This window comes from Sulfolobus sp. A20 (genome assembly GCF_001719125.1).
Taxonomy (GTDB): Archaea; Thermoproteota; Thermoprotei_A; order Sulfolobales; family Sulfolobaceae; genus Saccharolobus.
The window spans coordinates 1-12,105 of sequence record NZ_CP017006.1 but is presented as its reverse complement, the minus strand read 5'-3'; the positions used below and the strand labels follow the sequence as shown (position 1 = coordinate 12,105).

At 36.7% G+C, this 12,105-nt stretch carries 5 protein-coding genes and 1 CRISPR repeat array; all 5 genes read left to right on the top strand.

Translation table 11 applies throughout. The features are described 5' to 3' along the window. Positions 1–8: 8 nt before the first annotated feature. The 5 genes from BFU36_RS00025 to BFU36_RS00005 are packed head-to-tail and all read left to right on the top strand — an operon-like array spanning position 9 to position 6,199. The gene (locus BFU36_RS00025; RefSeq protein WP_069284492.1) at positions 9–518 is read left to right on the top strand and encodes a hypothetical protein; all 510 of its coding nucleotides are present in this window, start codon (positions 9–11) and stop codon (positions 516–518) included. Next, entirely contained in the window at positions 515–1,846 is a 1,332-nt protein-coding gene (gene cmr1 / locus BFU36_RS00020) for a type III-B CRISPR module RAMP protein Cmr1 (RefSeq protein ID WP_069281283.1), read from the top strand. The genes BFU36_RS00025 and cmr1 overlap by 4 nt, the downstream gene beginning before the upstream one ends. Before the next feature lie 16 nt (positions 1,847–1,862). Further along, positions 1,863–2,594, top strand: a complete 732-nt coding sequence (gene cmr6, locus BFU36_RS00015; RefSeq protein WP_069281282.1) for a type III-B CRISPR module RAMP protein Cmr6 — start codon at positions 1,863–1,865, stop codon at positions 2,592–2,594. Further along, complete coding sequence (gene cas10 / locus BFU36_RS00010; protein WP_069281281.1) at positions 2,585–5,341, top strand: type III-B CRISPR-associated protein Cas10/Cmr2; 2,757 nt, start codon at positions 2,585–2,587, stop codon at positions 5,339–5,341. The genes cmr6 and cas10 overlap by 10 nt, the downstream gene beginning before the upstream one ends. A 9-nt stretch (positions 5,342–5,350) precedes the next feature. Next, the gene (locus BFU36_RS00005; RefSeq protein WP_069284491.1) at positions 5,351–6,199 is read left to right on the top strand and encodes a type III-B CRISPR module-associated Cmr3 family protein; all 849 of its coding nucleotides are present in this window, start codon (positions 5,351–5,353) and stop codon (positions 6,197–6,199) included. Between the two features lie 490 nt (positions 6,200–6,689). Continuing rightward, positions 6,690–12,039: a CRISPR direct-repeat array (repeat unit 24 nt; unit sequence GTTTTAGTTTCTTGTCGTTAGTAC). Positions 12,040–12,105: the final 66 nt, after the last annotated feature.

The following is a 12,105-nucleotide window of genomic DNA, read 5'->3' as shown; positions in this document are numbered from 1 at the left end:
TGAATTTCATGAATAATGAGTACGTTAAATTTGCGGCTGATATTGGTAGGAAAGTAGTAGGATGTGTAGCTAGTGACGAAGGTAAAAAGAGCGAAAAAGCAAACGCTTATGAGCAAGATAAGAAGGCGGGTCTGGTGAGGAGAGCAGTTGATTTCCCTTCCCTAATGCTTACAGCCGGTTTTTCATCTGCATTTATGTTCTACCTCTCAAAAGTAGAAAATTACAAAAAACTAAAGAATGTCTTAAAGTATATAGAATCTGATGACAAGAAATCTCTTGAAGATATGTGCGATGAGGTAAAAAAAGATGAGGGTGTGGGTTATACTGGGTATATATCAATCTTGATCAAAGCGCTAAAGAAAATAGGTAAACCTATTCCTAACCTTGACTCCTTATCTGACGATAAGCTTTATACTGAGCTTTTGAACATAACTGATAACGTTGACTTTAGGGATGAAAGGCTACTCTTACCATATTTATATGAGTTGAAAAAGGTATTGGAGGCGTTACCATTATGACCATAGATCCAAAGTCCCTACTAGATTCTCTAAAACAGGAAGTGAATAATTACTACGAGAAAAGGGTTGCCGCAAGAATCAATTTTAAGTCTGTGACTCCTTGGTGGGGAGGAGATTATGAGGGGCATACTTCAAGTTGCGTAGATGAGGACGAAATAGTGGGCAGACTCAGGTGGTTCCTCAGAACGGTCTATAATAGGTTCTCAGCTAATGATCTAAGTAGTTATGATGAAGCTGAAGGATATGTATCTAAAATTTTGGGCTCTACTAATAATGCATCTCAATACATGTTTAAGGTGAAGGACTGTGAATCAAGAACGCAAAATTATAAATACTCAGACTTAGCAAGGGTAAAATTAGTATTAATGGGGAAGGACGATAAGCAAGATTATCTCCCATTAGATGAAATGCATTTTATGTTAGAGATCTTGAGGACGTCAAATAATACGAGTTATGACGAGTTAATTGTCGGGGGGACTTTAATCACTTTAGCATATATAGGGATAGGAAAGGGGGCTAATAGAGGATTTGGTAGGTTCCTTCCACTGAACTGCAACCTCCAGGTCGCCGATAATATATGTAAAAGCATAATCAGCGGTGACATACAGCAAGCCTTCAGAACCTTTTATAACAATTTTAATAAGAATGTTAAGACCAATAAAGTCAACAAATGGGAAAATTCAGCAGTACCGTTAGCACCTTTAGTGGACAAGAGTAATAATGAGGCGGTGGACGTGATAACTAATACTCAGTGTAATAAGAGCGATGTAATTATTGCATTAAAAATAATTCAAGATGCTTTCTTAAAGTCAAATTTCAAGATATATGTATACCGAATAGAACATAAAAACGATCGCAAAAAGAAACCGGCTCCATATATACATACGTGGATCTTTGGTCTTCCCAGAAATGTGGGAGACACCGGTTACTTTAAGGATAACGGGAAGCATCTTACTATGTTGAGAAGGCAGTCAATGTTCATAGTTACACCCGTCAAGAAGGATAATTCCTATGATATATATATATTACCGTTCTTATCGTTTTATGATAATTTGAATCAAAGTAAAGAAATTGTACACATAGGTAAGCACAAGAAAACAGGGAAGCATAGACTTAAAGTAGCTGATATAATTTCGTCAAAAGTGGATAAGGATGAGATCTGGTACAATGTTGAACTACGGCTTGCTAATAAGAAGAGTAATTTATCATTTGGGAATTCAAATGTGAACTACTACGATGATAGGTTGAAAGGTCTTATACAAAACTATACAAGGGAGCTATTGAACTTAATAAAGAAAGATTTATGTGGAGGTAGTAATACTCAATAGCCTCGTGGTGTAAGAAATGCCCAATAATCTATTAAGTGCAATTCAGAGGTATAGGATTGAGATAAGGTGTACTAAAGATAAGGCTAAACTGAAAGACGATATAATGAGGGATTTGATAAATTATAATCCAAATTATGATCTGATTAAGGCCCACTTAAACGATTTAGAAACCTCTCTGAAGAACTCTGACCTATGTTATATGACTCTCACTTTTAAAACATTACGTAAGTTCATTGCTGGGTGGAGCCTCTTATATTTCATAACTGAAGTACCATTAGCTTGGGACCTCATATTAGACTCCCCCTATATACCAGCTTCCGAAATCAAAGGAATATTGAGGGACCATTTTATGGAACTTACTAACAACGGTGTATTGACCGATTGTGTCTTTGGTAGTAAAGGGGGAGTGGGTAAAGTGATCTTCCTCGACGCTTATCCAATTGAAGCTCCTCAAAATAGTATCCTTACATATGATATTATAAACCCGCACTATGGTAGGGCTAAAGACGAGTATGATGTTCAGCCCGTGCCAGTCAAGTTCTTAGCCATAAATGAAGGGGTCAAGTTCAAGACATTTATAGCCTTCGATAAAGAAGTCTTAGAAGAGTGTAAATCTAACTTGAAGGAAAGCGTTACTATCACATTACTTAGAGCCTTAATTCTCTCAATGAAGTCAGGTTGGGGTAGGAGGACCAGTAGGGGTTATGGTGATTTAGAACTATTGGAGGTTAATCAAACATGTCCCTAGACCACAAAATGATTGCTTATTTTCATGACCCCCCTTGGAAAGCGTGGAATATAGCTAAGAGAAAGACGTTCTTGGCTGATAGTGGAGGCCACGAAGCAGACGCTAAAGAACTATTAGAAAAATTAGGGATACGAATTAATAACTCATTCCCACAATATGTTAAGATAGCTGATAAGTTATCATCTACTATAGATAGATGGGTAATAAGCGAGCTGTATAGCAGTAATAAAAAAGAGTCCAATATAGTCACTGAAATATCCTTTAAACTAAACTTATTCTCTCCAGAATACAGGTTTAGGAGCCAGAGCCAAAGAAATGTATCAGAAAATCAAGTTAAACAATACGTAGATAAGCTGAGTAAGATCGTAAACCAGGAAAACAAGTTTAAGTATCATTTAGTCTACTTCTTAGCACCACTACTATGGTATGAAATTTTTCCTAATACTCCTCCCTTAGCTGATACAAGAGTTCCAACTCATACAATCTTTGATCACGCTATCGCTACTGCAGCGATGACTAACATAATAAGCTGTGAAAGAGGTAAAGTGAAATTCAAGGGATCCATCGTGGTAATAGAGATCCCTTCAATTCAAGAGTTTATATCATACAGTAGGAAGTCGAGGGATTTGTGGGCATCGAGCTGGCTCACATCCGTCCTTTTATGGAATTCTATAAAGGGGTTTGTAGAGAGATATGGTCCAGACGTTGTCTTAAGGCCAGAGCTTAGCTTAAACCACTTCTTTATAGCGTGGCTATATAACTCAGTCTCTAAAAGCGTAAAGGAGGAAGTTAAGGAGTACGCCAAAAAATACGCAGGTTTAACAGATTACCCTAGGATAGCCATGATGTCAGAGAGAGTAATATTGCTACTTCCAGAGGAAGATGAGACTAAAATAACTGACGAAGTATATAATGGGTTTAATGAAGTTTGGAGAACAATAGCTGAAATAGCGTTGGAAGGAATCGAAATTCCTCAAGAACAAGAACTAGAAAAAGAATATTTTGAAGAGGCTAAGAAGATCCCTCCAATAAGACCAATTGTAAAGGTCTTTAAGGTAAGTGAGATATACAAGGAGTTCTCTGAAAAGGTAAGAGCTGAGATTAGTTGTGATCACACTCCACCTCTGACCTATTCTCTTTTCTTTGAATACTTATTGAATAAAGCTTTACTGTACACTAAGGTGAAGTACTCTTACGGGAGTAGAATAATTAAGACTATAGAGAAACTTACTCAAAAAACCGATTTCAAGATCTGTACAGTATGTGGGGTACTTCCTGCTATACTTTATGATAATGGGGACAAGTTGGACGTGAAGGATAATAACGCCGAGGATAGGCTATGTCCATATTGCGCAATAAAGAGATTACTAAAGGGTAAAGTAATATCTAACGTTGTGCAAAAACTAGATCTTCTGATAAGTCAGTATAAATGGAGGTTCCCCTCTACATCAGAGTTAGCAATGTTAAACTTTGCTTATCACATGAAAGACGAAGTAAGAAATTTAGTTTCGACTGACTCCAGTGAAGAAATAGGTGTTAAAGAAGATTGGATAAACAAGTTATTTGAAACCCCGGCAATCGCGGAAAATTACTGTAAGTGTTACTCTGGGAACAAAGAAGCGTGTGAAAAGCTTGTTATACTTGACAAAGAAAACCTAAAGAAATATGGAAACCTTTACTTTGCTATTGTGAAGGCTAACGGGGATAATTTAGGTAAGTTATGGAAAGGGATATTATTATCAAAGGAAGGTAAACTCATGACTCTAAAAGAGTACTTAAATACAGTATTAGGATATTTAAAAGAAATAGGGTACACGATAGAACTGGATGTAAATAAGGTGGAGGATGAGATAAAAGATGCTAGAAAGAAGCTATATAATACTAATGAAAATTTAGAAAGTGTCCCTATAACCATGTCGTATGCTTACACCCTCTCAAGGACACTAACTATGCAAGCTATAGTAGATAAACAGCTCCTTGAGGAAAATAGGGCATACCCAATTTACCTGGGAGGAGATGATATATTGGCACTATCTCCAGTAAGGTATATGGATAAGTTTGTGGTATTAGATAGTGTTAAGAAGACTAGAGAAGCCTACTGGGAATACTCAGACAATCCGAACACTGAGTTTGACGGGTTTAAGTCATTTAATGGGATAGTAGTAGACTCCTTGAGGACCTACGGTAGAAGTTATGCATTATTTATAGCACACTATAGGGATCCGCTGACTATGTCTATATCCCTAGCTAACTATTACTTAGAATTAAAAGATGAAGTGATAAGGACTGACGATATAAGAGTGGAAGGGGAGATGAATAAGACGGAGAAGAATGAGATAAAGAGAAAGGACGTATTGTTCGTGTCATCGGGCAGGGGGATGGCTAAATTGGAGTTTTCCGCCTTGAAGATGAGTGAAGGGAATAAAATTGAACTTCAATTTATTGACCTCATAAACTCTATAGACGAGAAAATAAGGAATAAAGATTTATCAAGGAGCTTCATATATGATTCGCTGGCACTTGAGGACTATGCGGTCCTAGCATGTGATAAGGCTAATCTATATACAGAGATTTATCAGTCATTAGTTAAGAGGACTGTCTCCAGGAACGCTAAGAACGATAAAGTCTCCGAAAGCGTTTTAAAAATGATATCTCAAATAACGGATTTAGGAGAATGTATTATAGTTAAAGATAAGGTAAAGGAGGCTTATCTCAACATGATTTCGTCGCTTGCGGACTTATTTTAGGTGATGCCTATGTATCTCCTCATAACTCCAATAAGCTCTACGATTTTTAGGTGGGGAGGAGTAAGCTCAATATTAATTTCAGGGTCTATTAATACAGGGTATTATGAGCCATTACCCCTACCATCGACTATCTATGGGTTCTTGAAATATACCTTGGTGATAAATAACATAATAAAGGACAATGATCCAGTACCAAAGTTTAGAGGTCCCTTATTTTACGTAGAGAGTGAAACAGAAAAGGTCTTATGTGTCCATTCATATCCCCAAAAACTGAGATGCAATAATGACATAAATATTAAAACTGATGAGGGTTGGTATGAGCATAGATTAGGTATAGGCTTAGATAGAAAAAAGAAAATCACAAAAGAGGGATACATATACATGGAGAAGATGCTTAACCTACAATTAATTGCAAATAAAATAATAAGTAAAGCGAAGAGGTATGGAGTACTGATAGACGTTTCTCTTGATGAACATGTCAAGGATAAGATAAATGGCTTTGTTGCACCTTTTGGAGGAGAGTCAAGACCAGCGAAAATCCAAGTAATAGACTTTGACGATGTGGGAAAGCTTATAAGAAGGAATGAAGTGCTACTAGCCTCTCCCGCCATAGTTGATCCAAGAGATGATGATAATATAGTAAGCTGGGATGATAAAAAAGTCAATATCGAAGCTATAGAAGGTAAAATAACGTATAGGGTTGTATCCTTAGGTTTCGAGAGAGGGAAGAGATCACAAATGAAACTGGGACTCATGCCAACGGTTAAGCTTAATGTTGAGGTTAACAAGAACTCAATATTTCAAGAAGGGATAGGATATCTAACTGATAGAGGCTGGGGTTCAGTCTGCATAATTTAGAGTCAAAAGGCATGAAGCAAGAATGTCTAACATGCATAAGTTACACTTAAGTTTTTGGTCGGATCCTTTTTAGTCTTTAGCAACTACTTATGTAATGGCAACGTAAATTAAGTATCAGTATTTAAGACACTTACATCCATAGTTTATTTTTAGATCTATATCTACTTAACTTGATTTACTCATAGCGTGTGTGTGGACAACAATTTAGTTGATATAAATTGAATTTTCTTTATTGTGGAAAAGTATTTTTAGGGTTAAGTTATTTTATTAGGGCGAGAAGATGAATGGGTTTGATTTCCTAGCACTCACCTTACTTAACAAGAAACACAATGACGAGATGGTTAAAAATATTCCTCAACACAGTTTACTCGAAATCTATTGACATAAGTTGGAATAAAATTGAATTTTAAGGGGGGTGGATGAAATTGTTGTCCACACACTCGTCGTTAGTACAATCTCTTCGGCAAACTCAACATCTTGTTCCCTACAAGTTTTAGTTTCTTGTCGTTAGTACAAGCCATGAAAATCAGTAGCCCCCCAGATTTATGTGTTTTAGTTTCTTGTCGTTAGTACACTATCTCGAATCGAAGTCCTGCAGGAGCGTCAAAGTTTTAGTTTCTTGTCGTTAGTACAATCAATGGCAGTGTTTTCAGGCTTAACGGCAAGTAGTTTTAGTTTCTTGTCGTTAGTACGCTGCTACTATGTTTAACATACCACCTTCTGCTATGTTTTAGTTTCTTGTCGTTAGTACAAAGCGTGGATCGAGCTAGGAGAGAACCCTGAAATGTTTTAGTTTCTTGTCGTTAGTACAATATATTGGTACAAGATAACACTGGGAAAGCTGCTGTAACCACGTTTTAGTTTCTTGTCGTTAGTACTACAAGCCTAGCCTGGAGACAACCTGGTACTCCGGCAGCTTGCGTTTTAGTTTCTTGTCGTTAGTACAATTGGTATGGGGGCAATTTCATAAGTTGGGTTACCAGTTTTAGTTTCTTGTCGTTAGTACATTGTGTTTGTCCTTGTAAATGCTTTACGGCTAATGTTTTAGTTTCTTGTCGTTAGTACATTGTTTTGATCTAAGACGGCGTATCTCATTTTCATGTTTTAGTTTCTTGTCGTTAGTACTCGTCAACAAGATTTTGGATACAAATACGTTGAAAGTTTTAGTTTCTTGTCGTTAGTACAATTGCATATTCACCAATAAATCCTAAATTAAAACAGTTTTAGTTTCTTGTCGTTAGTACAATAGGATAATTATAACTACACCAATTGTGAGTAATGTTTTAGTTTCTTGTCGTTAGTACAAAATACCTTTGTTTTGTTTTTATGCAGACATACTCGTGTTTTAGTTTCTTGTCGTTAGTACGATGATATTGTTGTTGTGGGGGTATTGGAAAAGCCAGTTTTAGTTTCTTGTCGTTAGTACAAGAGATCATTTACCAAACTAATAATATTAAGGTGTTTTAGTTTCTTGTCGTTAGTACTACCAGCTGGAATTTGAAAAGAATTAGGATTTTGGTTTTAGTTTCTTGTCGTTAGTACTTCTGAAAGGTACAGTGTCAGATGGGGAGAACAAGTTTTAGTTTCTTGTCGTTAGTACTAAGATATCGCCATCCCACAAACCTACCCTCCTCGTTTTAGTTTCTTGTCGTTAGTACGCTTAAGATAAATGCCCCTCCAATAGTCCCTAGGAGCGTTTTAGTTTCTTGTCGTTAGTACCCTTCAGTTCAAACCGCGCAGCGCCAGCCCTCATTATGTTTTAGTTTCTTGTCGTTAGTACTCTCAACCGTTTGCACTACCATCGTGTCGTTTTTAGTTTTAGTTTCTTGTCGTTAGTACTTTACCGATAAGCTTTCAGAGATGTTTGGATTTAGGTTTTAGTTTCTTGTCGTTAGTACTATGAGGCGATTACTGGGGGTACTGCATCAGTCCAAGTGTTTTAGTTTCTTGTCGTTAGTACTACACTAATATATTGGTTGTAGCCTGGATTCCACTGTTTTAGTTTCTTGTCGTTAGTACAACTTTACACTAGGAGATGCTACCAACAGAGAATTGGCGTTTTAGTTTCTTGTCGTTAGTACGATTTAGGAATCTACAAGCAACTGGAATATGCGCTAGTTTTAGTTTCTTGTCGTTAGTACACATCATCACCTTTGCTCAACGATCTGGCAAGCAATGTTTTAGTTTCTTGTCGTTAGTACACAGACTACTACCACAGCAGTCCAAGCGATCCAGAAGTTTTAGTTTCTTGTCGTTAGTACAAACTAAGGCTTAAGAAATTAGAGCAGCAACTAGTTTTAGTTTCTTGTCGTTAGTACAGCATTTCACGATCAGCGATATCTATTGTGTAGTGTGTTTTAGTTTCTTGTCGTTAGTACTGAGGATTACGAAATGCTAGGACAACCCATGGAGTTTTAGTTTCTTGTCGTTAGTACATATCACGCCAGTAACAAATATCCGCTTATTCCTCTCGATGTTTTAGTTTCTTGTCGTTAGTACCCTTACCGGGGTTTTTTGGTGGTGGGGGTGTTAGGTTTTAGTTTCTTGTCGTTAGTACACCCTGTTGAAAGTGGCATTATTTGCTGAGATGAGAGGTTTTAGTTTCTTGTCGTTAGTACATTTGGAACGGAACCACATGGATATATTAAGTCCCTAAGCCAGTTTTAGTTTCTTGTCGTTAGTACCTATTATCTTTTTCGCTGTCTCCCTTTTTTCACATGTTTTAGTTTCTTGTCGTTAGTACTTGTAGCAACTATGTCTCTAACTTGACTCAATGGCGTTTTAGTTTCTTGTCGTTAGTACAAGATTATCGATTTTGATGATCCGGAGGTTCAAAAACATAAAGTTTTAGTTTCTTGTCGTTAGTACTTCGCTGATGTAGTTGCCAGTGATTTCAGAAATAGTTTTAGTTTCTTGTCGTTAGTACAATATGCCTTTTTTCCCTCGGTTCTCATCGTGAGTTTTAGTTTCTTGTCGTTAGTACTTAATATATCCTATCTTGACCCCCCTTAGATACTCGTTTTAGTTTCTTGTCGTTAGTACTTAGTGGACTCTATGTTTACTGGGTAAATAAGGGTTTTAGTTTCTTGTCGTTAGTACATAAGCGGATATTTGTTACTGGCGTGATAAGTCTTAGTTTTAGTTTCTTGTCGTTAGTACAAGACGTCTATACCAGAGCAAAAATAATGAAAAAGAGTTTTAGTTTCTTGTCGTTAGTACGTTTTGTATAGTTATAGTTCAATGTGGTTGTGTTGTTTTAGTTTCTTGTCGTTAGTACTGCAATACGTTAACCCTTAAATCTACCGCACTAATTGTTTTAGTTTCTTGTCGTTAGTACCTTGTAAAATACGACGTAACCATCGATGCTTGGCGAGTTTTAGTTTCTTGTCGTTAGTACATTGGAGAAAACCATATATTATTGATAGATTCATTTTGTTTTAGTTTCTTGTCGTTAGTACAAGTAAAGAAACAAAACGCAGAATTTAGGGGATGGAGTTTTAGTTTCTTGTCGTTAGTACTATATACCACCCCGGTTATCTTAATCATATGAGTATTGTTTTAGTTTCTTGTCGTTAGTACTTTTATTGGAATTATCATCAATCTTCCATCTCTCATGTTTTAGTTTCTTGTCGTTAGTACTCTGATAACCCCTTTATTACTTTGGAAACTAGAGATGTTTTAGTTTCTTGTCGTTAGTACAGGTATGATTATCCCACATGGTAACATCTTTCATGTTTTAGTTTCTTGTCGTTAGTACGGCTGCCTGGAAGGTCTATGCGGGTAGCGACCAGTTTTAGTTTCTTGTCGTTAGTACACCTTAATGTTTCCACTAGTATCTAACGGGTTAACGTTTTAGTTTCTTGTCGTTAGTACTGTGGGTCAGTCCACGGAGAGCGATACAGTGTCGGGTTTTAGTTTCTTGTCGTTAGTACACATAATATCCCACTAAACCAGAAGTCCTTTCTGATGCGTTTTAGTTTCTTGTCGTTAGTACATGTCCGATACGCCGTCCCATTCAATTACGTTTATGTTTTAGTTTCTTGTCGTTAGTACACAATTAATTTCATCTGAATAATATCATTTGGATTGTTTTAGTTTCTTGTCGTTAGTACCTTTTGAGATCGTTAAACAACACGATTTGTAGATAGTTTTAGTTTCTTGTCGTTAGTACGATATTCCATTATTATATGAATACCAGAAGGTTACTAGGTTTTAGTTTCTTGTCGTTAGTACGCTTCTAACAAAATCGCCCCATCTCTCTATGTACAGTTTTAGTTTCTTGTCGTTAGTACAAAAGAGGAAGCTCTCGCGTTAATGGAAACAAGATTGTTTTAGTTTCTTGTCGTTAGTACCTCTGTCCCAAACTGTACCTACCCAATACCATGTAAGTTTTAGTTTCTTGTCGTTAGTACATATGGATTAGAATTACTGATACCAGTACCAGAGTTATTGTTTTAGTTTCTTGTCGTTAGTACTCTTTTTTCAGCTTTCTCTTGTGGAAATTTTTATGTTTTAGTTTCTTGTCGTTAGTACTTCATTAGGTTCCCTAATGTCTTTGTCGATCTCTGTTTTAGTTTCTTGTCGTTAGTACTTCAACTGGTCTGTAGAATTACCAAATTGGAGCTAGTTTTAGTTTCTTGTCGTTAGTACCCTGAAGGTAGATGATTGGGCATGCTAGCCTGTAGTTTTAGTTTCTTGTCGTTAGTACAAAGTCTAAAAGCGGATCAAAATTCTCGGGATTTTCGTTTTAGTTTCTTGTCGTTAGTACCTCGCGGTAAATACACCCCCCCACATTAAAATTTCTGTTTTAGTTTCTTGTCGTTAGTACGAAATCGAGTTAGGGCTTAAGGCATTTCGAAAATGTTTTAGTTTCTTGTCGTTAGTACAAACAGTTGAAATTGTAGCTCTAAAAATAGCCATATGTTTTAGTTTCTTGTCGTTAGTACCTACCTTACCAAACCAGACTCAAACTGAACTCAGGGGTTTTAGTTTCTTGTCGTTAGTACGTGGAAATCTTACTCAGACTGTCTACACTTCGGGTTTTAGTTTCTTGTCGTTAGTACTAACGCTTAACGGCACATCATATACGCTTAATGGTGGAAAGTTTTAGTTTCTTGTCGTTAGTACCCACCACTACCACCGGCACCGGCACTACCGGCACGTTTTAGTTTCTTGTCGTTAGTACCCTGCATTCCATGTCCTCTTCACCGAGAAGTTTGAGTTTTAGTTTCTTGTCGTTAGTACCTTTCTCCTATTTACCAATACGGGAAACAACTACAGGTTTTAGTTTCTTGTCGTTAGTACATCTGGATATGCCGTTTGATAAGGCTTACTGTTCAAGTTTTAGTTTCTTGTCGTTAGTACTTCTATATTATTATACTGTAAAACTACAGACGTCTGCAGTTTTAGTTTCTTGTCGTTAGTACCTTTCTCCTATAATAAGGGGAGTTGAAGACATAAGTTTTAGTTTCTTGTCGTTAGTACGTGGTAATGAAGTTGGTGGAAATCTTACGCAGTTTTAGTTTCTTGTCGTTAGTACTAAAATGTTTACATCAAATGTAGAATTTTTTACTAAGTTTTAGTTTCTTGTCGTTAGTACATGAAGACCCAGAACTTCAACAGCTTAGCACTTCCTCCGTTTTAGTTTCTTGTCGTTAGTACTTTATTCATTTTTTGGATGTAACAACTATTATAACGTTTTAGTTTCTTGTCGTTAGTACACTGTAGCTGGTAAGGAAAATGTGTTTTATTGTGAGTTTTAGTTTCTTGTCGTTAGTACCCTCTGGCTCAGGTGGTTCTGGAACAGTGGCTCCTAAGTTTTAGTTTCTTGTCGTTAGTACTAATGTGGGAGGACTCTTTACCGCGAGAACTCCGGGTTTTAGTTTCGTTAGTATTTTAGCATTTAC